Genomic DNA, 24,191 nt, shown 5'->3' on the forward strand with positions numbered 1-24,191 from the left:
GCCCCCAGCTTCACCAGACCGCTGCGACGGCCCGGCGGAGAAGGTCTTTCACCTCCACTCGATTGCATAGCGCTTCGTGGCGCACTCCTTTGACAGCCAAGTTAGTCGGTTGCGACGCCCTGACCTTGAGCGACTAGGTTCGATGGCAAACGATCGCTCTCGGTGGGTGCCTCTCACGTTCCGTCTCAAGTGATCTGGTCCGAAGCCGCGGCTGTGACTTGGGGCGACCAGCACGGTTGAGACACCTGGGTGGCCGAAAAAATCTCAGTTGATCTGGAACCTGGCGTCTGAATACTGGCTGTCGTCTCAGTTGATCTGGACTGCTTCCGTCGTTTCGAACTGGATTAGTGGAAGGGCCTGCGAGATTGACCATGCACGATGACCAAGTGGACGTGACCACCGACATCGTTGCGACCTTGATCCAAGAACAGTTCCCTCAGTGGAGCGGCAAGGCGATCCAACTCCTGTCGTCGACCGGGACGGTCCACGCCATCTTCCGCATCGGGGACGACCTCTCCGCGCGTTTCCCGCTGCGTCTGACCGATGCCGCGGAGGCGCTGGCGGTTCTGGAATGGGAAGCCCAGGCGTGCGCGGAGCTGGCACAGGTGTCTCGGTTCCCCGTTCCGGAACCCGTCGCCCTGGGAAAGCCTGGAGCGGGTTACCCCATGCCGTGGTCGATCCAGACATGGCTGCCGGGAACGGTCGCCTTCGATGCCGACCCGAGTGGGTCGGACGCTTTCGCCGAGGACCTTGCGGCCTTCATCGCAGCCCTGCGGGACGCCGAGACGCGGGGGCGGCGTTTCAGCGGCGAGAACCGTGGCGGCGTTCTCGCTCACCACGACGACTGGATGGCGAAGTGCTTCGCGGAGAGCAAGGGGCTGCTCGACGTGCCCCGGCTGCGCCAAGTGTGGAGCCACCTCCGGGAGTTGCCACGCACGGCTGCCGACGTGATGAGCCATGGTGACCTGATTCCCGGCAACGTACTGGTCGCGGGAGACCGGCTCAGCGGCGTACTCGACACCGGCGGCTTCGGCCCGGCCGACCCCGCGCTGGATCTGGCCAGTGCCTGGCACCTGTTGCAGCCAGGCCCGCGGGAAGTGCTCCGGCAGACACTGGCCTGTGACGATCTGGAGTGGGAGCGCGGCAAGGCATGGGCGTTCGAACAGGCCATGGGTGTTGTCTGGTACTACGTCGAGAGCAATCCGACGATGAGCAGAATGGGGCGCCGGACACTCGACCGCATTTTGGAGTCCGACTAGGTTCGCTGGCAAGGAAGCCGAAACGACTGGGTTCGCTGTCAAACGCCCGTACCCTTCAAGCAGGCTCGATCGGGCATGAGTGGCAGCCCCGGGACACCGGTGCCGCTGCTCGCCCTCGCTGCTAATTAAGAGCTGCGATCAGGATCGCTACAGTACGGGCGTGCAGGTGGGCACCCGGTCGGGCTGTATGCTCCGCGTCCAGCCAGGAAGGTCGGATGCGACTCGTAGCAGCCTGCCCATCAAAGGGCTCTCCACGACTCCGTCGGCCGGCCTTCCGGGGCGCCCCATGACTGCTGATTAAGAGTGGCGACTCGATCGCTCGTACGGACCTGCCGGTGGGTGTCCCTGCTGTCTGATGATCGTTGTATCTACAGCCTGGAAGGCTGGATGCGACTTTCAAACGCCTGCCCAGAAAAGGGGCTCATCGAGACTGCGTCGGCCAGCCTTCAGGCCACCTGAGCGGCCCTGCGCTTCTCGGACAGCGGTGTTGAGGGTTCTGCCTATGCCGCTGCCTGCAACTCCTCGTACTCGGCGTGGACTTCTGCGGGAGTCTTGTAGCCGAGTCCGGAGTGGAGGCGCTTTCGATTGTAGAACATCTCGATGTAGCGGACGATAGCCCGGTGGGCGTGTGCGCGTGTTGGGAACGTAGTTCGGTGCACGAGTTCGTTTTTGAGGGCACCGAAAAATGATTCAGCCATCGCATTGTCCCAGCAGACACCGGTGCGACCGACCGACGCTCGCAGGCCCAACGAACTGAGCTTGCAACGAAGTTCCCGAGACGTGTATTGACTGCCGCGATCGGAATGAAATATGCAGCCTTCGGCGAGGTCGATGTTCCGGGCCACCATATCGAGTGCATCCGATATGAGAGAGGTCTCCATATGGTCGGCCATCGCCCAGCCGACCACCGCTTCGGTGTGGCAGTCGATGATGATCGCGAGATAAAGGAACCCGGCCCAGGTGTGAACGTAGGTGATATCGCTGACCAGTTTGCGCCCGGGAGCGTCAGCGGTGAAGTCACGGGCCAGCAGGTCGGGCGTGGCCAGCGCCGCATCATCGGCGATCGTGGTCGCCCGCCAGGGCCGCGGCTGGCATGGCACCAGGCCGAGCTCGCGCATCAGCGCGCGGACCAGTTCCGCTCCGGCTGCACGTTCATCCGCTGGAGCGCGGCGTGGACACGCCGGTAGCCGTAGGTCTCCTGAGAGTCGGAGAACACCTGGAGGATGACAGCCCTCAGTTCCGCACGGCGCTTCGCGGTGGCCGACAATGGCCTCGATCTCCAGTGGTAGAAGCCCGACGTGGACACTCCCGCCCAGGTGCACATCTGCTGCACGGGAAAGTTACCGGCCTCGCCGTCGATGAACTCGTACTTCTCCGTCACCGGTATTCCTGGGCGAAGAAGGCCGCCGCTTTTCCCAAGAACTCGGTCTTCATGCGGAGTTCCCGGTTCTCGCGTTCCAGTTCGCGCAGGCGGGCACGTTCGCTGATGTTCAGCGGAGGCTCCTCCCCGGCGTGCTCCTGCCGGTACCGGCTGACCCAGGTGCCCAGCGTTCCCTCGTTCACTTGTATCTCTCGGGCGACCTCGGCAATCGGGCGGGATTCCACGACCACCATCTTGACCGCCTCGTCCCGAAATTCAGGACTGAACTTCCTACGCTTCTGTGCCACGTGCTCTCTCCGCCGTTCTGGGCTTCGATCCTATGGGGACCGCTGTCCGAGAACTTCGGGGCGCCTCAGACAGCGGACAGTTCTTTCCTGTCTCAACGAAGTTAGTCGTCCGCGCCTCGCTGATCTGCGTGGACTGCATTGGGTGAGACGCGGGGACTTGGTTCGTTGAGACAAATCTCGGGGGCCAGGACCGAACAGGCTGAGTGCTTGTTCAGTATCAGTGGATCTGGTCCTGGTCTCGAATGATCTGGTCTGATTCGCTGGGCGTCTCCGATGATCTGGTCTGTCAGGCCCCCCGCCGACGGAGAAGCCTTCGCTGATGACTGCAGAGGCTGCTGGGGTCTCGCGGGAGGTGTTGTCACTGGCGCCTGAGACGATCTTCGTGGCTGGCGTGAGCACGCTGGTATCACAACTCTGGGGCGGCTCGAATGGATACGTGGCAGGAGCTGTCGGCGCTGGTGGAGGAGCGACTGAAGTCGGTGTCGTCCGGCGAGCGTGGTGTCTTCGCCGTCGGTGTTGCGGAACGGCTTATGAGCTGGCACGAGGCATTGCCCGAGGACGAGCAGGCGCCGTTCACCCTGAGCCTGCACCCCCTGCTGAATTCCGTGTGGGAGGGCACTCTCGGTGACTCGACGGCCTTCTCGGCGGTCAACCGTGATGTCGCCGAGTACATGCTCAGCGAGTACTGCCACAACGACGGCCAGGACGGGCCGGATGATGCGGACGAGTCCGCCGCGGCGGCAGCGTTGTATGCCGCGCATGCCTACCTGTTCGGCTGCCAGGACTTCGCCATCTGGACCGGCGCGCGGGCAGTGGAGGCCATTGACCAGCATCTTCAGTACCTGGTCGAGATGGACGAAGATCGACTTCCCGTCGACACTGAGGAGGCACTGGCCTCCGAGCTGCAGCATCAGCTTCGGGATCTCGATCTCATCGCGAACTTCTCGAAGGAGCTCCGCTACTCCAGCACGGGATTGCCCATCGACACGTCGATCCGACTCCGCGTGGAGCTACGGGCTCCTCTCTCCAGCCGGGAGTGAGTGCCCGAGAAGCGACCGCGTCGCCCCGGGACGCGGTCCAGCCGATGCTGGCCTGCGAGCGGCAGCAAGCCGGCGGCCTCTCCATGATCTTCCGGAACTACCAGGAATGGCTGGTCACCCAGAGCTGGTGTCAGTTCAGCCCGCCCGACCCGAACCAGATCGACTGAGACAAAGGCTGGCATCCGTCGCTGCGGGACCACCTCAGTTGAGAAGTCGGCGTGCAACCCGTCTCAAATGATCTGGTCGCCGCAGGTCACAAACCGAGCCAAGAACCAGATCCTTTGAGACGGGACAGTGCTGTCCGGTCTCATAGGTCGGGCTTCCGCTGTACTGGTCGGGCCGTCAGGCCCTGGCGCTGGCGACTTCTGAGCCGTCCATGTAGTCACGGACTCGCGTGATCAGTCCGTTGCGGACATGGAGTATCAAGCGATCTCGAGGCGGGAAAATGTTGGTGAGAAGCGAGAGCGGCTGTGTCAGCAGGCCGCGCTATGCAGACTCCGCCAAGCCCGCTAACGCAGCTGCGCGTTCCGATGCTGGTCGCCCGCCTGCTCCAAGGCGGCCTCGTAGGCGTGCAGAGCGGTGATGACTGTGGCGCGTTCCGCGGGGTCGAGACCGCGCATGACGCATTCCCAGGCAGAGGCGCTGCCAGAAAGCCATTCGCCGATCGGTGCGGCGTAGGCGGGGGCGATGGCGATGATGCGGCGGCGGCGGTCGGCGGGATCGGCGGTGCGCTGCAGGACGCCCGGCCGTGACAGCTCGCTGACCATGAGGCTGACGGTCGTCGGGGCCACCTCCAGCCGAGCGGCCAGCTCGTTGATGCTGGTGGGGCCGTCGTACTCCAGGTGGGCCAGCAGCGCGAGGTGTCGCGGTGCCAGGTCCAGACCCTGGAGCGCCGGAGGTATGGGCAGACGCTTGGCGCGGCCCACGAGCCGTGGCATGAGCAACAGCAGGGTGCGGACGGCCTCATTGACGGCTGGACCGTCCGATTCCGTGGACATCAGCGACCTCTTCCAGATACCTTTAAAAACAAAGGCTTTGGATTCAAAGGGAACGAGGTCCACTATGCCGCATCTGACCGTCCACCTTCCAGAGAACAGGCTGACCGGGAACGAACCCATGCTCGTCGCCGCACTGACCGACGCTATCGTCGACGTCTATGGCGAATGGGCCCGCGACCTCGTCAGCGTCCGCCTGGCCGGAGTCCCCGCAGGCCGTTTCGCGCAGGGCGGCAAGGCCGTGGACACAAACGCCTCGGTGATCTTGGGCGTCCGCGCTGGCGTCTTCGACCGCCCCGACGCCGCCCAGATCACCGCGCGCCTCGGCACCGCGCTCACCGACGCGATCACGCGCGTCGTCGGCGATGACCTCCGCGCCGGCACCATGGTCGAACTCGTGGCGTCACCGCCAGAACGTACCTTCGTCGGCGGCGCCCTCACCGTGTGACCCTCCATCTGGGCCACCTCACGACCCGGCTGTACTCAGGCTCAGCAGCGGTAGTAGGGGTGGAACGGGCTCCACCGTGTTTCCGCGTCGGCTTCACTGGGCTGGCGCGGTGGCGGGATCGTTTCGCGAGGGAAGAACGCGTCGTAGATCCTCGGGCTTCGGTGGAAGGCGACGAACTTGTGGGTGGAGAAATGCTGCTCAGCCCATTGGATCAGGGGGTCCTTGCGGTCCTTGGGGACGTAGCCGAGAAGGATGTTGCGGACGGTGATCTGCTCGACGAGCCAGGTGACGTGGCCGGTAGCGACAGCGCGGCGTTCCCACTCCCGGCCGGCGAGAAGTCCGGCGAGCGTCACGATTTGAGGGTGGAAGACCATCGTGAGCGTCAGGTCGGGAGAGGGGAGTTTCCCGGTGTGAACGTTCGCGTTATTCCCCAGGGGTAAGTTCACGTAATTCCCCAGGCCTTGGCCTCGCGAGGGCATTACGTTGGCCAGCGTGAACTTGCTGGGGTGGAGCTATCGGTATGTGGGACCGCCTGATCTGCGGGCCCTTGTTCGGCCGGAGGCTGAGGGCCGGAGCATCCACTCGGCGGCGGACTTCGATGACTGGGCTTCGAATCTGGCCGCGGTGGAGCTGGCCGAGCCTTTCACGTTCGTTATCGACTCGGCGGGTGTGCTGCGGCTGGCGCCGCGCCGGAGCGAGCACGTGGTGTGTGCAGGCGGTGGTGCCGTTCTGGGTGCCGGGGAGATGAGCTTCCGCGAGGAGTCCGGGCAGTGGGTAGTCGGCGAGGTGAGTAACCAGTCGACCGGATACTGCCCGGACATCAGCTCGTGGCCGGCCGTCGAGAAGGCTCTGGACGCAGCCGGGATCGATCATCCTTCCGGCTTCACCCACGAGGTGGTGTTCCGGCGCTGTCTCGCCTGCGGTCAGCTGAACATCGTTCGGGAGGAGGACTTCGTTTGCGTCTTCTGTGACGAGGAACTGCCGCGGGAATGGAACGTGGAAGGAGCCGGGCGTTAGCGGACCGAGGGCTTGGCGGGCTTGTCGGTGGGGTTCTTGGGTCGCTTGTTCGGGCGGTAGCTGGGGCCGTTCATGATGACCTGGTGGCTGGTGTTGATGAGCCGGTCGAGGAGGGACTCGGCGACGACTGGGTTGGGGAAGAGGGGATACCAGTCGCTGGGCGCCCGATTGCTCGTGATGATCAGAGACCGGCCCTGCCGCTCGCTGACCAGTTCGTAGAGGTCGTCGGCGTGGGCTGCGGAGAGTTGGCGCATGGCGAAGTCGTCGAGGATGAGCACGTCGGGCCGTACCAGTTCACGGATCCGCTTCTCCCAGGTGCGGTCCGCGTGGCCGCCGGCGAGTTCGGCGAGGATCCGGCTGGTCTTGGCGAAGCGGACGTGGGCGCCCTGCCGGACGGCGAGGTGTCCCAGTGCCTGGGCGATATGCGTCTTGCCCACCCCGACCGGGCCGAACAAAATTACGGACTCGCCCGCATGCAGCCAGCGCAGTGCGCCCAGGTCCCGGATCTGGGCTGCGGGCAGTTTCGAGGAGGCGGTGAAGTCGAACTCCTCCAGAGTGACTTGCTGCTCGAACTTGGCCCGCTGGAGCCTGCGTTGGAAGGCGACGGTCTCGCGGCGGGTGATCTCGTCCTGGCAGAGGACCTGGAGGAAGTCGAGGTGGCCGAGTTCGCCGCCGTGGGCCTGGGCGAGGCGGGCGTCGAGGGTCTCCAGCATCCCTGACAGCCGCAGGGACTTGAGTGACTCGCGCAGGGCGGTGTCCATCACGCTCATCGTGCCGCCACCTCGTCTTCGCCGTGGACCTGGTCGTCACGGGTGTCCTCCGGGGTGTCCGGGGGTGCGACGGAGCCGAACAGTCCCTGCGGGCCGTGGAGGAAGGCCGCGGCGCCCGCGTCTCCGCTGGTCTCGGGCTCGGGATCGGTCTCGGTGCCGGCGACCAGGATGCCCTTGATGGTGCGGTAGGACGGGTCGCCGACCGTGATCGCTCTCGCGCAGGCGGCCTCCAGACGGGTGTCGCCGTACTTCTTCCGCAGCCCGAGAACCCCCTGGGCGGCGCGGAGCCGGTAGAGCGCGTTGACCTCCAGGAGCTGGTCGACGACCTCGCGGCAGGCGTCACCGATCTCGGACGCCTGGGTGCGGCACCAGACCGGGGTCTTCATCTGGAAAGCGATCTTCTCCGGTGGGTAGTCGCTCTTGTCGGTGCGTTTTCCCTGCTCAAGGGCGGCGTGGGTCTTGACCAGGTCGCCGTTGAGGAAGACCTGCACCATCGTGGCGGTGGAGCGGACGTCGACCTTGCGGCCGATCAGTTTCCAGGGCACGGAGTAGAGGGTGCGGCCGACCTTGATGTGGATGTCCGGGCCAACGGTGGCCGTCGACCAGCGGGCCAGGGTGAACGGGGTGGGCGGCAGCGGCAGCAGGGCGGCGGCCTCGACCGCACCGAACACGGCCATCGGCGCCGCCCCGCCCAGCGGCCGGCACTGGCGGCGCCCGGCGACCTGCTGGGCCCAGGTGACGGCCTCGGCCTGCATGTGCTCGATCGAGGTGAACTCCCGCCCGCGCCAGAACGAGTCGCGGACATAGGGCATGGGCCGCTCCACCCTGGGCTTGTCCTTTGGCTTCGATGCCCTTGCCGGATCCACCAACGCGCCGTAATGGGTGGCGAGTTCGGCATACGCCTTGTTGATTTTCGGGTCGTAGAGGTCGGGCTTGTCGACGCCGGTCTTCAGGTTGTCCGGCACCAGCCGGCGCGGGACGCCGTCGAAGTAGCGAAAGGCCGCGACGTGCGCCTCGGTCCACGCGTGCTGGTCCAGGTTTAGGACCGGCCGCACGAACATGTGCCGCGAGCAGGGCAGCACCATCACGAACGCCCAGACGCGGTGCCTTTTGCCGGTGCGGGGGTTGGTCCACTGGCCCAGGAAGCCGTAGTCGATCTGAGCCTCCTCGCCCGGCTCGACCTCGTCGCGCAGGACGGTCACCTGCGAGCGGCTCACCTCGTCGGGCAGCGTGGCGTGCACCCAGCGGCGGAACGAGGAGATCGACACCTTCAGTTTGTGCTCGTCCCGCAGCCGCTGGTGGATCGTGGAGACCGTCACCGTTCCCAGCAACTCCTTGATGTAGTCGCGGTGTTCGTCGATGTCGGACCAGGTGACCTGCCGCAGTCTCCTGTCGACGAGGCCGGGGAACCACCCCTCGATCAGCCCGGCCCAGTCGGCCTCACTCATCGGCGGGCCGCCCGGGATGATCCCGGACGCCTCCGCCGGCGCCAGGTACTTCCTGACCGTCTTGCGGTCCACCCCCAGCGACGCGGCCAGCGCGCTCTTCGAGCGGCCCGCGTACCAGTGGACGTAGATCTCGGTGATGTCGACCACGACGAACGTTCTCCTTGCCATCCGGGCTGCCCATCGGCCTGCCGAACCACGGGGCGAGGAACACGGACAGCTCCGCGACGACCAGGTCCCTCGATCCCGGACTCCGCGCCACCCATGGAGAAACAGGAGGAACCGCCGCAGAGAATCACATGACGTTCAAACCGCCCAGGATGGGGAAAATCGCCATCGATACCGGATCAGCGGGCGGGCTTCTCCCAGGTCAGCGAGTACCGCCGCAGCACATGCCGGCGGTAGCGCACGCCGGGCAGCAGCCGCCGGGCAGCAGCCCGCACCTGTCCGTAGCTCATCTGCGGGTCGGCGACCGGCATGCCCTGCGGGCCACGCGCGCGACGCAGCACCTTCGTGATCCGCACGATCGGGGCAGCCGCGATCAGTGCCGCCCACTCCGTCACGCTCGCCTCGCGGGCCAGACCGACCACCACCAGCGTGCCGCCAGGCCGCAGCAGCTCACGCATGCGGACGAGGGCCGCCTCGAAGTCCATGTGATGGATCGTGGTCACCGAGCAGACGAAGTCGTACTGCGCACCGGGAAGTTCCGCGGTGAGGAAGTCTCCCTCGATGAAGGTGAGTTGCGGGTGGCCGGCAGCGGACTCGCGTGCGCAGGCGATCATGTCCGGCGACTTGTCGATCCCGGTGACGCGTTTCGCCCGCCAGGCAAGTTTCCGGGCCAGCAGCCCGTCCCCGCAGCCCACGTCAAGGGCATCGCCGCACCCCTCGGGAACAGACCGGAGGATGCCTGGATGCCGGGCAACGTTGGTGTTCCAGTACGGCTCTGCGGCGGGCTGGCGCATCGGATCATCGTAGAGGCCGGTCATGGCCTGCCGAATGCACACCGACGGATTCGCCGTCCCCATGGGGAGTCGTGATCGCAGGGATGGGGAATTACGTGAAGCTGATCATGCAGATCGTGGGGAATTGCCTGACCGTCGACACCCGGTGCCGTCGGTGACGATGCGGCGTTCAGTGTCGAGCAGATCGAACGGGTCAGCGGACTGCTGCAGCCAGGCGAAGTACATCTTTCGCGCATCCGGATAGGCGTTGCGAACCCAGCGGCGGCCGTGGCGGGCCACCAGATTTCGGTGGTGTCTCTGGGCTCGTATCGTGTCGGGGAGCCTGCTGATGTCGACTTGCTCGTCGGCGTTGGCGATGCCGTTGCCGATCCAGAGTCGGTGGCGGAGACAGACGTTGCGGTCATGAGTAGTCCAGCAGGTCACGGTCATGGTGATGCCTGCGGCGTGGGTGCAACGGCGGCAGGCGGGACGCTGGATGGCGGTGTGCAGGGCTGAGCGCGGACGGCCGATGGCGCCGGGCTTGTCGGTGGCGTCGACGTCGGCGTCGAGGAATTCGGGCAGGGCGAGTCCCAGGGCGCGTTGGTGGACTCCGGCCGCGGCGGCGAGAGGTTCAAGGAGCGTGTTGGCCGGGGTCTTCTTGGTGCGGCGGATCTCCAAAAGGGGCAGCAACTGGTCGGCCGGAAGGTGGTTGGCGGCGGCGAGCCTGTGGAGGAAGGAGTCCAGGGTCTCGTTGTGAAAGAGGGGGACGGTGCGCGGAAGCGGCTGTCTCGGTGGCACTACTCGTCGCGTTCCCGCAGATGGAGAAGGTCGGGGAGGGCTCTGAGGCGTTCACGGTGGGCCGCTGCGCGGCAAATGCGGGAACACCACACCGGCTGGCACCGACTTCCGCGTGAGGAGCTTGTCTTCTGCTGTAGATCCTGCCCGCAGTGTCCGCACTGCCCCTTAGCCCACCGGGCTTCGTAGGAGGCTTGCCTGCAAGGTTCGGAACACCAGCGAAAAGGGCGGTTGCGTTCGACGACGGTGCCGCAGTGGGCGCAGGGTGTTCTGTGGACGGTGTGCCGGCGGGCGCCTTGGGGCGAGAGCGGGACGCGCTTCCGGCGGGCGATCAGGCGGCAGCGGTCGGAACACCATCGTGCGGGTCGGCCCTTGACCCAATCAGCAGCAGCCGGTCCCGCTCCAGCCAAGACTCAAAGCCGACGTGCCGCCCGGTCGTCGCCGCCCAGTACCAGCCCGGGAAGTGACGCTCACGACGCGACCATCGAAACGTACGCACGGGATCGACATCCTCGAACCGGCCCGTCACACCGTCCCGCAGTGGACGCGACGACGCCCGTGCACCGCGTCCACGTACGACAACTCGATGCACGGCCCCGCGTGATCCACTTCAGCCGGTACAGCCATCCAGCACCCCCAGCACGCTCAACCGCGCGACTAGGTTCGCTGAGACGGAAGCCCGAACGACTCGGTTCGTTGAGAAAACGACTCGATTGAGTGAGACAGGACAAGTTTGTCCTCCGTCATCCAACCGAGGCGCTTGACAGCAAACTCAGTCGTCTGGGCTTTTCTGACAGTGAATCTAGTCGTGAGGGGTGACCAGCCTCGGTCCCGATAGCCTGGAGACCGAAGCGTACGGGCACGGGGGGATAATGGTTCGAGCACTTCTGCTCGGGGTTGGGGCCTTTGAGAGCGTGGTCGACGGCGAGTGGAACCCCATGTCGGAGGGGTTGCGTCCACTGCCGTCGGTTGAACCGCAGGTGCGTGAACTCGCCGTGGTGCTTTCGCGCTTCGACGGACTGAACGTCGGTGAACCGGTGATCGACGCGGACCGGGTCAGCATTGAGGACAGCTGGCGGCAACTGCGGCACGATTCGGCGGGCGGTCCGCGTATTGTTCACTTTGCCGGTCACGGGGCCCTTCGTGGCCGCGTCTTGTACCTGCCCGTGCACGATAGCCGTCCGACCGACCTCCCGGTGTCGGCGATCGATGTCGGTCGATGGCTGAACGAGGTCGAGCACGGCTCCAACCAGTCTCCCGTCCTGTTCCTGCTCGATGTTTGCGGTGCAGGGGCCGCGACGGACTACCAACTGTTCCAGGACGTTCCCGAGGGCGACCGAAAGACCTGGGTGATTGCGGCCTGCACGGCGGACGAGAGCGCCTTTGACGCACGGTTCACCAAGGCCACGGCCCAAGCCCTGGAGCGGCTCCGCTTGGGGCACTGGGACATTTCTCCGGCTCTGTCCCACGTGCCGGTGGAGGCTGTCGCCGACGAGATCACACGGGAGCTGGTCCGCCTCGGCGAGGGGTATCCGCAGACCGTGATGCACTCGCCGCGTCGAGCCGCCTCTTTGCCAGTACCGGAGTTCTTCGCCAACCCGGCGTTTAGCACTGACGGCTGGCAGCGGCTTCGGAGCCGACTGCGATTTGCAGTTCGGGAACTAGCGGCTGAGTTCGACCCCGGTCTAGACCCAGTCCACTTCCTCACCCGGGCGTCCGGCCGCCTGGACGACGCCGTTGCGATCATGGCCTGCCTATTCACTGGGCGAACCCGTGAGCTGACCCAGATTCGCTCCTGGTTGGCGAGCGACGACACCCTGTTGCTGGTCACCGGAAGCCCGGGGGCCGGAAAGTCGGCGCTGCTGGGGGTAACGGTCTTCCTGTCGCACAACCAGCTCGCCGAGCTGAGTGCCGGGCTGGTTGGCCGCATTCCTGCTCAGTACCGCCCGGAGCGTCGGTACCCGACTCTTGTCGCGGTCCATGCCCGGCACCGGAGTACGGACGAGGTGATCGCTTCGATCATGGCGCAACTGACTCCCGAGGACACAAAGCCGGCCGCCGCTAGCAGTGAGCAAGCTCTGGACCAGCTCAAACGCATCGCCCAGGACCTGCCGGAACCGGTGGTACTCATCCTCGATGCCATTGACGAAGCCCTGGAGAGCGACCGCATCGTCCGCGATCTGTTACCCGAGCTCCTGCGCACGCTCCGCCCCGACGGCCGCCCCGCCTTCCGAGCGCTCGTGGGAATGCGCCCGCCGCAGACGGACGACCACCGGTTCTGGGAAGCGCCCGGTGCCCGCAGGATGGTGCTTGACCTGGACGCCTCTTCCAATATCGAAGACCTTGCGAACGACCTCACGACCTACATCGCCGACATCCTGTACAGCGCACCCGGGTACAGCGACCAGGCCCTCCGCGAGTCCGTAGCCCGTGCGGTTGCCACCGCGATCGTTCATAGCCGCGATCGCAGCACCTTCCTCGTCGCGGCACTCTTCGCCGACTTCCTGCGGGCCGGTGTACCCCTGAAACCTGCCGAGGCAGTCGCCCGGCTGCCGCAGAGTCTGCCGCACCTGCTCGAACTGCATTTGCGGACCACGCTGGACGACGACCCGTGGATGCGGCACGTGATGGTGGGGCTGGCACAAGCGCGGGGCCAGGGTATGCCATTGGAGCTTGTGGCGGCAGCCGCCACCGCTGCCGCCATGGCCGCGGGCCAGGGGCTCCGCCCGCTGACCCCGGGCGAAGCCCGCGAGAAGCTCGCTACCGCCCGCTTCTATCTGCGGACGAACATCGACTCGGACGGACGTCAGCTCTACCGGTTCTTCCACGAGACGATCACCGAACACTTCCGTGACGCCGGGGCCGAACTCGACGGGCTCGCCGACAAGCTCTTCCACGAGCTAATGTCGGCCGTCCCGGGACGGTGGGCCGCTGAGGGGCCTCGGTGGGACCTCGCCGCACCGTATCTGCTACGACACCTTATGGATCATGCCGTCGCTGTGCCGGGCGGATCCGCAGTCGACCAGCTGTTCATGGACCCGGAGTACCTAGTCCGCGCTGACCACAACAGCATCTGGGAAGCCGTTCACAGGACGAGAACCCCCACGGCACGGCGGGCCGGAGCCGCGTACCAGAAGGCATTCGGTCGTGGCAGCCTCTTCGCGCAGGACGGTTTGCTGGAGACACGGCGTGCGAGGCTTCAGCAGAGCCTTGTGACCTACCGGGCGGCCGGACTGGCACGCCATCTCCAAGACGAACAGGCTGTGCTCTGCACCCGCTGGAGTACGGGCTTGTCTGAGGAGTCCCTGCTGCACGTCATCAGCAAGGACGAGTTGGGCACCACGGTGTCAGCCCTTGCCCTGGGAGCTGTCCATCAACGGCTCCTTGCTGTGTTCGGCGGCACCGACGGCTCCCTCCAAGCGTGGGACATCACACCGAGCCGTACCGGCGCAGTCCTCCGGTATTCCTCGACCCTCCGGACAAATAAGGATGTCATCACTCAAATGGTGATCGTGGATCTGGAGGAGCGGGTGGTCATTGCCTTGGTGACTGACCAGAACGTTCTGCGGCTGCACGATCTCGTCACGGGGGCGATCGTTGCCGACGCGCACCTCGACGGCGCGGAGGTCTCGGCCCTGGCGGTCGCCGACATTGGGGATGAAACCGTCCTTGTAGTTGGTCGGGTCAATGGTGACATCAGCCGGATCGGCCTGCTGGATGAGTCGTTCGGCAAAACCCTCGATACCGTCAACGCCGGGGACACCACCATCTGCTCGCTACTCGCAGTGGAGTCCCCCGACGGTTCCCTCGCGATCCACTATGTTTGCGCCGAACCTCAAGATGACGGACCGAGGGTGCTGCGCAAACTGGACGGGCGGCCCGTCTGCCTCACATCGGCCGGCGGGCTCCAAGCAGTGCGGATCCAGCGCACCGACGCGCTGGCCCCGCTGTTCGCCCTCGTCGCCTACACCCCCGGCATGTACGCGGTCCGGGCGAACGGTGACACCGTCCAGGTCGTCACAGGCCCAGAGGACAGAAGGCTGGCGCTAGGGGATATCCGCCGTGTCGACCGCTTTCAGCTCGCGCTGACCGCCCATCGCGACGGCAACATGCGGGTGTGGGACCTCGACGTCTGCCCACGGTTCGGTCACGGCCAAAACCGCTGGGACCCCGCCACAATGCTCGGCACCATCCGGCTCGGCGGCTCGGAGCTCGCCCTCAGCGCCGAACTCGTGTCCGGCACGATCAAGGCTTGGGACCTGAACACCGGCGCCGAGGATCGCGAATTGACGGACCTGGGCCGGCTCAGCCATGCGATCACCGTGACGGCCAGCGACGCGTCCTACGTCGTCACGGTGACCACGGAGAATGAGCTCGAAACCTGGAATGTCCGTGGGGATGCCCTGGAGTCGACGGTCCGCCTCCCCGCCCCGGCCACCGCGCTGGCCGCTGTGCCGCACGGCGATTCGGTGTGGGCCGTGGTCGGCGGTGCCGACGGCGGTATCCATGTCTGGGACACGATCAAGGAGTCGTCTTCCCATCTCCTCGCCAGCGTGGAGGGGCCGGTCACAGAGCTGGTCGCAGGCGCCGTCGGCGGCGAGTCGCTCCTGATCAGCGTCCACAACGAACGCAGGGTCTGTCTCTGGTCCCTGGCTGACGGCACCCTGCGGCAATCGATCACGCTGGACCGGATCGGAGCCATCGCGATGCAAGGCGGGCACCTGTTCGCTGCCGAGCAATCGTCGGACGGCGATCAGGTACTTATCTGGGACCTTGTGACGGCCTCGCTCGTGGGTTCCGTCCCCGTAGCCGGCCCTCGGGCGATGGCTGTCAGCCATGTGAACGGCAGGCCGGTGCTCGTGGCCGCGGTCAGCGAGGCGGAGGTTCAAGCATGGGATGCAGAATCCGGCGATCCTCTCGGACCGCCGGCCCCTGTGCCGGATCGAGTACACACGATTGCCCCCTACGAGAGCGGCGTGCTGGTAGGCAGCAAGGTCGGCCATGTCACGGCCCTCGGCTGGGCCTGCTCCGCAACGGCGCCGACGCTCCGTCCGACGCGGCCGACCGTCTACGTCACCCACGTCCTGGCTTGGTTGCCGGGCGAACTGCTATGTGGCGATGCCCGCGCCGACGGGTGGGAGTTGTACACCGTCGACGAATGGGAGGGAGGACTGCCGCCTTCCTTCGGCCTGGTCTACACCCGCCCCATCACTGCGACGACTGCCCAACTCCACGATGCTCTCGTCGACGTACTGACGCCCGACGGATTTGAGGTCGTGCGGCTGGAGGCACACTCGTACGAGATCGGCAAGGTCGACGGCGTGACCACCGGCGGCCCGTGGCGATTCCCCGCGTACTCCGTCCATTGTCACTCGGAGGAAGGACCAGAGCAGTGACGATCGTCGCAGTGCACGGCATCGGCAACCATCTGAGCGGCCGCACGCAGGAACAGGCGGCCACGGAACTAGCAGGGCAGTGGCGGCCAAAACTTCAGCATGGCTTCACGGCCGCCGGACTGGGCACCCACCAGCTCCCTGCCCTGCACGTCGCGTACTACGCTCACCACACCCACGCCGCGGGGCGGCAGGCTGTCGTGCCGGATGTACTTGCCATCGACGAACGAGAACAGTCCATCGTGATCGCCTGGGCGCTGGCACTAGGTTCACCCAGTCCCCGGGAACGGCAGGGACTGATTACTGCACCACTGCGGCAGGTCCTGTCCTGGGTTTCCCGACGCCGCAACATCCCCATCGGGACGGTCATCCGGCTCGCCGTCCAGCTGGCGGGCGAGGTCCGCCGCTACCTCCACGTTCCGCAGGTACGGGCTGCCGCCCGATCCGCCGTGGCCGAGTCGATCCGACGGGTGCGCCCCCGCGTGGTGCTGGCTCACTCCCTCGGCTCCGTCGTCGCGTACGAGGCCCTCCATGCTCACCCGGAACTGACCGTGGACTGCTTCGTAACCCTGGGCTCTCCTCTTGGCCTGCCGGGCGGGATTTTTGATCACCTGGTGCCCGCACCCATCGCCGATCTGGGTGCCCGACCTGCCGGGGTCCGCTACTGGGTGAACCTCGCCGACACAGGTGACCTTGTGGCGATTCCCCGCCGGCTCGGCGACCGATTCCCCGTTGACCAGCACGCCGACACTCCGATTGGCCGTATCGACTTCCACACCCTCGGAGCGTACTTGTCCTCCCCGCTCACCGCTGCAGCGATTGCTCCCTTCGTCCTCGACCCGACACCCCCGGACCAGGCCGCCTGAGACTCTCATCGGGTCTGCGTCTTCAACGATCTAGCGTCGCAGGCAACGCCCTTGCATGGAGGGGCGTGCTCACCTCGCACGACTAGGTTCGCTGTCAAACGACTGGATTGGATGTCAGAGGACAACTCATCACCACGGCCTTCACTGTGAACTCCTTCATTCTGTCGCAGAGTTCAGGATCACGAGGAAGGCCGTCCTCATACCCAGCGATCACCCAACGAGTGACCATGCGGCAGCTATCGATCAAGGCCGAGGTTAAGGAACGAGCTGAGGTAGGCGATGACGATGAAGCACGCAGTGCCCAGATGCCGCATCAGGGCCCGGGTCTCGGTGTGGTCGATGGCTGTCGTCCACGGCTCGCCCTCGATGCGCCCGTCGACCGGCGTTGGCAGAGGACAGGGCCCCGGGTGGCGCCGGACGTACTCCCCCAGACCCTTCCACCGCTCCGTGAAGGACAGGCCGTTGATCTGGCTGGTCGAACCGCAGACCTGGGCGGCGATATATCGGGCACACGCTTGTTCGTGAGGGTGCGGGTGGTGTCCCTCCCGGCTGTCGATCATGGGAGACCGCGGCGGACTCCGCGCAAGGTCGGCCGCCCCGAAAAAATCTCTCTACGCCAGGAGGGGCCGGGGCCGATCTCCACGGCAACGCATCGCACTCGGCCGAGCCCGCCACCCGACAGCAGGTCTCACGGCAGCCAAGGCCTGCATTCAGACCGTCGGCAGGTGCCGACAACCTATTGATGTCGGCGGAAGCGACGGGCTCGGGGTGCGGGGCGGGTGAGGGTCCTGGCGAGTTCGGTGTCGGCAAGGTCGGGGAAGGGCATTCCGGCGGCGTGGTGATGGGTTCGGGACTGCTGGAGGGTGTGGAGGACGTCTTGGTGCTGGCCGGCGGCGCCATAGAGGCGAGCTAGGCGGAAGCTGGCCTCAGCGGCGCCGACGTGGTCGCGGGGGCCGGCGAGGGCTTGTTCTGCCAGTGTGATGGCGTCGCTGAGGCGGTTTACCTCGGCGTGCAGCAGGGCTTGCACGGTCAGTGCCCTGCTGTGGCCTCGCTGGTCGCCGCAGGCGTCGGTCTCCTGGAGCGCACGGCTGATCAGTTCGGCGGCGGTGTGGTCGCCCTCGTAGAGGGCCATGTCGGCCAACCCCAGTGTGGTCCAGGTGTGCCCGCGGTGGTCTCGGACGGCGTGCAGGAGCTGGGCGGCGAGCTCGTAGTGGGTGCGGGCCGCGGCCCATTGCGGATCCTGTGCGGGCCGGCTGGTGGCGTGGTGCCCGGGCCAGGGGCCTGCGTACCAGCGGCGAGGGAGCGGGCAGCCGCCCACCGTGCTCTCCTTCTCGGTATCGGCGCGGGTGCGCAGAATCCAGCCGATACCGCGGGTTTCCTCGTTGGCGGCGAACAGGACCTGCGCTTCGTCGAGTTGGGCGAGGGCTTGGGTGTAGTGAGCGTGGTGCCGGCTGATCACCGCTTTTTCCCGCAGGGTCCAGGCCAGCCCGCGCTCAAGCGGCAGGGCCCGGAAGAGCATCTCGGCCGCGGTGAGTGTTCGCTCGGCTTCCCGCAGCTCGCCCTGCTGGCGCTGCAGGATTCCCAGATTGCCCAGGGCGTCGCTTTCGCCGTGTGCGTCGCTCGAGCTTTGGAAGAGAGAGATCGCTTCGCTGAAGCACTCTGCGGCCCTGCCCAGGTCACAGCCGCCGTCACGCAAAACTTCGCCGAGGTTGCGCAGCAGCGCAGCACGGGCCCGGCCATCCCCCAGACGGTCGGCCGCATCCAAAGCAAGTTCATGGACCTGGCTGCTGATGTCCCAGCGCCACTGATGCTCAAGAGCGATACTCATCGCGTCGGTGATCTCCCAGCACAGCTCCCACCACCCGCGAGCGTGAGCATGGGCGACAGCTGCCACCAGCACGACACGCTCGGCCTCGAACCACTCGACGGCCTCCCACACATCACCCGCCACAGCGTCGTCCGGCGGCGGACGACGGACCGCCTCGTCACGGCCTCTGTGCCGGGCACCGGCCGGCCGCAGTTGCGCGTCGGCTGCGTCGGCCGCGCTGAGGAAGGCATGCAGCAAACCCCGTACGGCGCTGTCGGCCTCGTCCGCCAGTTGCTCGGCCGCTCGCTCCTTGGAGAACGCGCGCGCGAGATCATGCAGCACGATGCGCTGGCCGCCTGCCTCGCCGCGGCGAGCCTGCACGAGATGAGCCAGCAGTAGTCCCTCCAGGCACACGTTGGCCGCATCGGCGTCCACTTCCAGCAAAGGCGACAGCGCCCAGGCCGGTAGGTCGGGAGCATCCAGGGCCGACAACAGCCTGAACGCACGCCGCTGCAACAACGGGAGCGCCTGATAGCCGGCGCGGAAGACCGCCCGTACGCTGCGCTCGCCCAGGCTCAGCACATCCAGCCGCCGATGGTCGTCGGCAAGATCGCGGGCGAAGGAGCCCACGCTACGCGCGGGAAACGTGGCCAGCCGTGCTCCCGCGATGCGCAGGGCCAGCGGGAGCCCGCCGCACAGACGGACCACGTCGCGGCCTGCTTCGGGGTCCTCGTCCACCCGGTCCGCGCCGCCGATCCGTCTCAACAGATCCCAGGCGGTGTCCTCATCCAACCCCGACAATGCGACGCGCTCATCCACGGCCAGCGTGGCAAGGCCCTGGCGACTGGTGATCAGTACAGCGCACGAATGCCCACCCGGTATCAGCGCACTTACCTGCTGTTCACTGGCCGCATTGTCCAGGACGATCAGGACACGCCGGTCGGCCAACTCGGTCCGGAACTGCCGTGTCCGTCCAACCTCGTCGTCGGGGATTCTTCTGCGCGGTACTCCCAGAGCCACCAGGAAGTCGCCCAGAACCTCGCCCACGGCAGCAGGACGTTCCTCCGCCCCGTTCAGGTCGACCAAGAGCTGACCGTCGGGGAAAGACGGCATCAGCTGATGAGCAGCCTGCACCACGACAGAAGTCTTGCCGATTCCGCCCGGACCGTGCACCAGGCACACCCTGCCCTCGCCTGGACGCTCAGCAGCCTCCACCAGCCGCGCCATCTCCCGGCCGCGACCGGTGAAATCCGCCACCGCCAGCGGCAGCTGACGCGGGATGCCGGACGATTCGGGTAGAAGGAAATCGCCAGGGGCGAGGGCGGACGCGTGGGGCGACAGCAGCAGCCGCAGCTCCTCAACGCCTGCAGGATCCGCACCCAGAGCCAGTACCAGCCGCCGTCGCAGCAGAGCCTCCGCATCAGGGGAACGGCCCGCCTCCTCGACCACCGACGCGCCCTCCTCGCCGGGCAGCCGCCCGGCGATCCACCGGTACAGCCGCCCCAGCCGGTCGGCCACCGACTGCTCCACACCCTGCACCGCGCGATCCGCCAGACCGACGCCCAGCCTCTTCGCAGACACGATCGCCAAGGCGACGACTGCCGCCACGAGCTCCTCGACCGTCATCGACCGCCCCCGGGTCCTGTGCTGTAGCAGCCGCGCCGTCCCCCAACGCGCTGCCGCCGCCCCGACGTCAGTCATGCCCAGAACGCCGCCACACGGCACCTGGCCGCTCTTTCAACGGCCGCCGAAGACGGCTCCTTGCGGGCGTCCAGCCGGAAGTTACGCGGCGCAGCGGTCACCAGCAGACACACGCTCAAGATCGCCGAGCCGGCGCATGGCCAACTGCGCGCTCTCCGCAGCGCGAGCACCGGTGAAGCGGGGCATGCGCGGCCCGTCCGAGGTCCTGGCGCATCCTCCGAAGAGCCCGGTGCAGCACGAATCGAGTGTCGTCAACTGCCGCAGCTGTCCCCACCCTGGAACGGCCCCGCTGAAGGGCTCAATGAGTATCCGCACCGATCAAAGCCCCGCCGAGGACCTCGCGGACAGCGCTCCGGACAACGCGCATCCATTGGCCGCCGTGCAAAACGAAGTGTGGACACGCGCGTGACGGTGGGCTCGGTGCGGACGGCGAGCCAGTACAGCGCCAACATGAGAGGCGCCAGCAGCAGGGGGGTGCCGGTCCAGTCGATCTCCGGTATACGCACTCTGGCCCGGTCGGCTCCAGCCCCGTCTCGCAGTAGGTCACGAGCCAACGCGCCAGGGCGACGTACGGCCCGTTCGGGGGCCTGAGGGACGTCGACGCGAACTTGCCGTCGCTGTCCCGTCCGATTCCGACCGCGGTGAACAGGGCCAGGCCACGGCCTTCTTCACATCACCATCGGTCGACGTGTGTGCCCGGCGAGCTCTCGGCCGCGGGCCGCAGTGTGTCGAGGAGGGCGAGGATCCTGGCGGTGAGGGTCTCGGCTGAGCCTCGGCAGGTCACTGCGCAAGGCAGCGCAGAGCGCACACTGACAGAGGAATGGCAGGCCGATGGGGACGGCCACGCGTCACACTCGCGCGGCCAGACGCACTGAGATGGCCGGAGGCCGCTACCCGGTCTCCGGCCGCGAAGACGTCACGTGTTGCCGACTGTCTCGGCGAACCGTGACCAGTCGGTGAACTCCCAGTCCCAGCGGCGGCAGACGCGCTCCTTGGGGAGGTCGTCCCGCGAGGGATCGAGCAGCATCAGCCGGGCGTGGCGGCCGTCGCCGACAACGATGGCGAGCAGATAACCGCCCGGTTCCATCAGCATGAGGGACATCTCGTTGTTGGTCATGGCGAACCGTGCATCGGGCCGGTCCACTTTCTTGACCTCGATCCGTACAGGCTTGCCCTGCGGATCCGCTCCCTCGAGGTCGTAGCCGACGTTCTGTCCGCTGACGTCGCGCAGAGCCCAGCCGATCTGGTTGAGGTATTCCTTCGCCGCGAGCTCCGCCGTCCTCCAGCGTGTCAGTACGGACGCAAGGGAGCTGGAAGAGCGCGGGGCCGCCTTCGTCACACGGATTCCTTCGGCCGGGTCCGGGACGGCGGGCGTCTCTTCCCGCGAGGCGGACTCATGCACGAGCCTGCTCTCCGCCTCAGTGAGTTTCCGGCCGTGTGTGCGGGCGACTTCCTTGAAATACTCACCGAGCCGTGAGCGCAGCGCGTCGGACAGCACGGCGGGGTCCACGCCGGCCAGGACGGCGGCGAAGTCGATGCTGCGCAGGCCCAGTACCGCCTTCAGCGCCCGGGCGGCGGCCTGATGGCGCGGCTCGTACAGCGCCGAAGGGGCGCCGCCGGGAAAGAGGACGACCACGTCCTGCGGCTCCAGCGGGAGTGGCGAGTGGGCGAACGACGGCCTCCGAGCGGTCATCTCCTCTCTCAGCGACGTCACGAGCAGCTTGCCGGCGGATGCCGTGGCCGAGACCATCACGCTGCGCAGATCCTCGCCGTCCAGGACCAACTGCCACAGCCGCTCGAACGCCGGGTCGCCGGGCGAGCGCAGCCGCTCCGCGATCGCCCGGGCCGCGTCGGCGAGGACCCGGCGGGTCGACTCGTCCGCCGTCACCGCGTGGGTGCGGGACGGATCGGTGAGGAGGTCGCCCGAGATGACGACAGGCAGTCCCACTTCGTCCTGGAGCGGCAGGAAGCATGCCAGACGGCCGCGTACGCCGGTCATGGCGAGAGCGCGTGCGTCGAGCGGCACTGCCACGGTCGCCACACCGTGCCGCAGCAGACCGAACGCCGCTTCGTCCCCGCCCAGGCGCAGCACGACCCGCGAGGCGTCTCGTTCGATGAGGATTTCCTGATCTGCGGTCGCGGTCGACGTCCGGATCCGCGTCACGTTCCGCAGGAACAGCGCGCTCAGCGGGTCGATCACTCCGGGTGCTCCCGTGGCGTCCGGCCGGCACATGACGGTGAAGGCCACGCCGTCGACGGATGCGTCCGTGTGCACCTCGGCGGGTATCCGGATCAGCGGCACCGCGTTCTCGCCCGGCTCACCGAGCAGCGCCGCGGCGGCCGTCCTGTCGAACGCGAAACGCACGCCCGCCGACCGGACTTCGATCCGGGAGGCGATCGCCGCGAGCGACTTGAAACCGATGCCCCGGTACCCGATCGAGTCACCGCCGCGCGACTTGGTGGAGTTGGCGCTGCGGCACAGCCCCTCCACGTCCGCGGCGTCCAGGGGCCGGCCGTCGTTGCTCCAGCGGAACCGGCCCTCCTGCAGGTCCTCGACAACCACGGACGTGGAGCCGGCGTCGTCGGAGTTCTGGAGCAGTTCGTACGGCACCCGGTCGCGGTAGGTGTCGGCGAGCAACTCCTCCATCCGCGCGATCTCGCGGAACAGCCCCGGTGCCTGCACGTGCTCGCGTACGAGGGTGTCCTGCAGGGCGGCGACGGCCTCCATCAGGCCAGTCACAGGTCCTCCGCATCCATCACGCGCACCACGACGCGGGTCGGCTCGCCGGACAGGTCGTCCAGGTCGAACGAGCACTGGGCGATCCAGCGCGGCTGACGCGACGGCAACGCGGCGCCCTCCCCCACGGGAACCCTCCCGTACAGCGACACTTCCCGCTTGTCGAGCAGGAAGTCGGTTCCGTCCAGCACCTCGACGGCGATTCCGGGCATGGAAACCTCGAAAGGGCACTCGGCTTCGATGTCGTACTCGTCGTCGAGGTCGTCGCCCCGCCACGGCTCCATGGCGACGAAGTCGGCCAGCAGCTCCTTGGCCGATCCAAACTCGGCGAAACCACCGAGACGTACCTGCAACGAGCCCTCGCGCCTCTTGCCGACGATCGTGGCATCACAGGCGGTGGGCTTCAGCCGTACGGCCTCATGAACCGTCTCGTCGAGCAGCTCGACGGGCAGCGGCTTCATCTTCGACGAGGGCCAGACCAGGTCAAGGTCGGTTTCGCTCAGATCGAAGGAGGTCACCTGGAGCCTGATCTTCTCGGGCTTGACGGGCTTGGAGCACTCCCAGGTGCTGCTGGACTTGGAGAGCCGCACCGGCCGCTTGCCGGCCTTCTTGATCGTCTCCAGCAGGGCATGCGTGTAGGTGACCAACTCGGGCCGGTCCACCGGGCTCAGCCCCAGCAGAAGGGTGGGCGGGTAGTCGTCGTCCTCGCCCCGCGTGAAACGGTCGGACCAGTCCTCATGCAGGAACCGCGCCGTGCCCGATACGACGATCTCCTGGAAGTGCGTGTCGTCGAAGCTGTCCGTGACAAGCCGTGCCCGCACGTTCTCGACCTGCCATCCGACGAGTGACAGAGCCAACTCATCGATCTCCACTTCGAGTTCCTCGACCTTCTTACCCATCGACGACTCGCCCCTCCTACACGTATCTTCACAGGTCAGCCCATATATGTGGGTGACGTGCAGACGATAACCCCTCCTCTTCGCACAGTATCCACGGCCCCGCCTCCGCCTCGGCCTCGGCCTCGGCGAGGAACTAGGTGTTGGGTCATGACGTTGTTGACGGTGGGGTTGTGATGACTGCTGGCGCGGGACGGCACCGTCCTGCCGCCCTCGACGCCCTCTCGCTACCGCCGTCCGCCGTCCGCCGGGAGCGTAGCGCCGCGGCCCAGCAGCCGACGGGGTGTGCTGTGCCAGCGGGGACGGCCGACTGGCACAGCCACTCCGGCGGAAGCAGACGGCCCATCTGCGGCAGGCCGTGCCGGAACTGGCTCGTCGCCCAGTCCCCACGCCCAGTGCCGCAGCAAAACACC

17 protein-coding genes and 2 pseudogenes are annotated in these 24,191 nt (G+C 66.8%); 7 read left to right on the forward strand and 12 right to left on the reverse strand.

The genetic code is table 11. From position 1 onward, the window contains the following. The first annotated feature begins 371 nt into the window (after window positions 1-371). Entirely contained in the window at window positions 372-1,259 is an 888-nt protein-coding gene (locus AB0D57_RS37625; RefSeq protein ID WP_362084073.1) for an aminoglycoside phosphotransferase family protein, read from the forward strand. Window positions 1,260-1,759: 500 nt separating this feature from the next. On the opposite strand, the pseudogene AB0D57_RS37630 reads toward AB0D57_RS37625, so the two are convergent. Then, window positions 1,760-2,927, reverse strand: a pseudogene (locus tag AB0D57_RS37630) (IS3 family transposase). A gap of 428 nt (window positions 2,928-3,355) precedes the next feature. Between AB0D57_RS37630 and AB0D57_RS37635 the strand changes: the two are divergent. Then, on the forward strand, window positions 3,356-3,967 hold the full coding sequence (locus AB0D57_RS37635; RefSeq protein ID WP_362084076.1) for a hypothetical protein: 612 nt from the start codon (window positions 3,356-3,358) through the stop codon (window positions 3,965-3,967). Next, window positions 3,964-4,134, forward strand: a complete 171-nt coding sequence (locus AB0D57_RS37640) for a hypothetical protein (protein WP_362084079.1) — start codon at window positions 3,964-3,966, stop codon at window positions 4,132-4,134. Before AB0D57_RS37635 ends, AB0D57_RS37640 begins: the two co-directional genes overlap by 4 nt. A gap of 342 nt (window positions 4,135-4,476) precedes the next feature. Here AB0D57_RS37640 and AB0D57_RS37645 read toward each other — a convergent pair whose 3' ends face one another. Continuing rightward, a complete protein-coding gene (locus AB0D57_RS37645; RefSeq protein WP_362084082.1) occupies window positions 4,477-4,965 on the reverse strand; it encodes a helix-turn-helix domain-containing protein in 489 nt (162 codons plus the stop codon). On the opposite strand from AB0D57_RS37645, the gene AB0D57_RS37650 reads away from it, so the two are divergent. Continuing rightward, window positions 4,958-5,410, forward strand: coding sequence for a tautomerase family protein (locus AB0D57_RS37650; protein WP_362084085.1), 453 nt, complete (start codon window positions 4,958-4,960; stop codon window positions 5,408-5,410). The genes AB0D57_RS37645 and AB0D57_RS37650 overlap by 8 nt on opposite strands. A gap of 41 nt (window positions 5,411-5,451) precedes the next feature. Here AB0D57_RS37650 and AB0D57_RS37655 read toward each other — a convergent pair whose 3' ends face one another. After that, window positions 5,452-5,763 (reverse strand): hypothetical protein, encoded by a 312-nt coding sequence (locus tag AB0D57_RS37655; RefSeq protein WP_362084088.1) that lies wholly within the window; start codon window positions 5,761-5,763, stop codon window positions 5,452-5,454. Window positions 5,764-5,902: 139 nt separating this feature from the next. Between AB0D57_RS37655 and AB0D57_RS37660 the strand changes: the two genes are divergently transcribed. Then, window positions 5,903-6,427, forward strand: a complete 525-nt coding sequence (locus tag AB0D57_RS37660) for a hypothetical protein (protein ID WP_362084149.1) — start codon at window positions 5,903-5,905, stop codon at window positions 6,425-6,427. On the opposite strand, the gene istB is transcribed toward AB0D57_RS37660, so the two are convergent. From istB to AB0D57_RS37685, 5 genes and pseudogenes are all read right to left on the reverse strand, one after another. Next, window positions 6,424-7,197: an IS21-like element helper ATPase IstB gene (gene istB, locus AB0D57_RS37665; protein ID WP_143600201.1), complete on the reverse strand. Its 774-nt coding sequence runs from the start codon at window positions 7,195-7,197 to the stop codon at window positions 6,424-6,426. The genes AB0D57_RS37660 and istB overlap by 4 nt on opposite strands. Beyond that, on the reverse strand, window positions 7,194-8,792 hold the full coding sequence (gene istA, locus AB0D57_RS37670; protein ID WP_362084092.1) for an IS21 family transposase: 1,599 nt from the start codon (window positions 8,790-8,792) through the stop codon (window positions 7,194-7,196). The genes istB and istA overlap by 4 nt, the downstream gene beginning before the upstream one ends. A 197-nt stretch (window positions 8,793-8,989) precedes the next feature. After that, the gene (locus tag AB0D57_RS37675; protein WP_362084095.1) at window positions 8,990-9,604 is read right to left on the reverse strand and encodes a class I SAM-dependent methyltransferase; all 615 of its coding nucleotides are present in this window, start codon (window positions 9,602-9,604) and stop codon (window positions 8,990-8,992) included. Window positions 9,605-9,709: 105 nt separating this feature from the next. Next, the gene (locus AB0D57_RS37680) at window positions 9,710-10,381 is read right to left on the reverse strand and encodes a TniQ family protein (RefSeq protein WP_362084098.1); all 672 of its coding nucleotides are present in this window, start codon (window positions 10,379-10,381) and stop codon (window positions 9,710-9,712) included. 376 nt (window positions 10,382-10,757) lie between these two features. Then, window positions 10,758-11,005: pseudogene (locus AB0D57_RS37685) on the reverse strand (hypothetical protein); the annotation flags it as partial. A gap of 287 nt (window positions 11,006-11,292) precedes the next feature. Here AB0D57_RS37685 and AB0D57_RS37690 point away from each other — a divergent pair. Beyond that, window positions 11,293-15,774 (forward strand): NACHT and WD repeat domain-containing protein, encoded by a 4,482-nt coding sequence (locus AB0D57_RS37690; RefSeq protein WP_362084101.1) that lies wholly within the window; start codon window positions 11,293-11,295, stop codon window positions 15,772-15,774. Next, complete coding sequence (locus AB0D57_RS37695; protein ID WP_362084104.1) at window positions 15,771-16,637, forward strand: serine peptidase; 867 nt, start codon at window positions 15,771-15,773, stop codon at window positions 16,635-16,637. The genes AB0D57_RS37690 and AB0D57_RS37695 overlap by 4 nt, the downstream gene beginning before the upstream one ends. A gap of 236 nt (window positions 16,638-16,873) precedes the next feature. Here AB0D57_RS37695 and AB0D57_RS37700 read toward each other — a convergent pair whose 3' ends face one another. The 4 genes from AB0D57_RS37700 to AB0D57_RS37715 form a co-directional block, all read right to left on the reverse strand. Continuing rightward, entirely contained in the window at window positions 16,874-17,197 is a 324-nt protein-coding gene (locus AB0D57_RS37700; protein ID WP_362084107.1) for a hypothetical protein, read from the reverse strand. A gap of 176 nt (window positions 17,198-17,373) precedes the next feature. After that, window positions 17,374-19,893 carry an NB-ARC domain-containing protein gene (locus AB0D57_RS37705; RefSeq protein ID WP_362084110.1) on the reverse strand — a complete coding sequence of 840 codons (2,520 nt, stop codon included), beginning with the start codon at window positions 19,891-19,893 and terminating at the stop codon, window positions 17,374-17,376. A gap of 1,168 nt (window positions 19,894-21,061) precedes the next feature. After that, window positions 21,062-22,885, reverse strand: a complete 1,824-nt coding sequence (locus tag AB0D57_RS37710; RefSeq protein WP_362084113.1) for a DUF3883 domain-containing protein — start codon at window positions 22,883-22,885, stop codon at window positions 21,062-21,064. After that, on the reverse strand, window positions 22,882-23,781 hold the full coding sequence (locus AB0D57_RS37715; protein WP_362084116.1) for a hypothetical protein: 900 nt from the start codon (window positions 23,779-23,781) through the stop codon (window positions 22,882-22,884). Before AB0D57_RS37715 ends, AB0D57_RS37710 begins: the two co-directional genes overlap by 4 nt. Window positions 23,782-24,191 lie beyond the last annotated feature (410 nt).

This window comes from Streptomyces sp. NPDC048275 (genome assembly GCF_040652275.1).
Lineage (GTDB): Bacteria > Actinomycetota > Actinomycetes > Streptomycetales > Streptomycetaceae > Streptomyces.

Coding starts and splice junctions, on each gene's coding strand:
- AB0D57_RS37625 (WP_362084073.1), top strand. CDS start 372: ATGCACGATGACCAAGTGGACGTGACCACCGACATCGTTGCGACCTTG.
- AB0D57_RS37635 (WP_362084076.1), top strand. CDS start 3,356: ATGGATACGTGGCAGGAGCTGTCGGCGCTGGTGGAGGAGCGACTGAAG.
- AB0D57_RS37645 (WP_362084082.1), bottom strand. CDS start 4,965: ATGTCCACGGAATCGGACGGTCCAGCCGTCAATGAGGCCGTCCGCACC.
- istB (WP_143600201.1), bottom strand. CDS start 7,197: ATGAGCGTGATGGACACCGCCCTGCGCGAGTCACTCAAGTCCCTGCGG.
- AB0D57_RS37675 (WP_362084095.1), bottom strand. CDS start 9,604: ATGCGCCAGCCCGCCGCAGAGCCGTACTGGAACACCAACGTTGCCCGG.
- AB0D57_RS37700 (WP_362084107.1), bottom strand. CDS start 17,197: ATGATCGACAGCCGGGAGGGACACCACCCGCACCCTCACGAACAAGCG.
- AB0D57_RS37715 (WP_362084116.1), bottom strand. CDS start 23,781: ATGGGTAAGAAGGTCGAGGAACTCGAAGTGGAGATCGATGAGTTGGCT.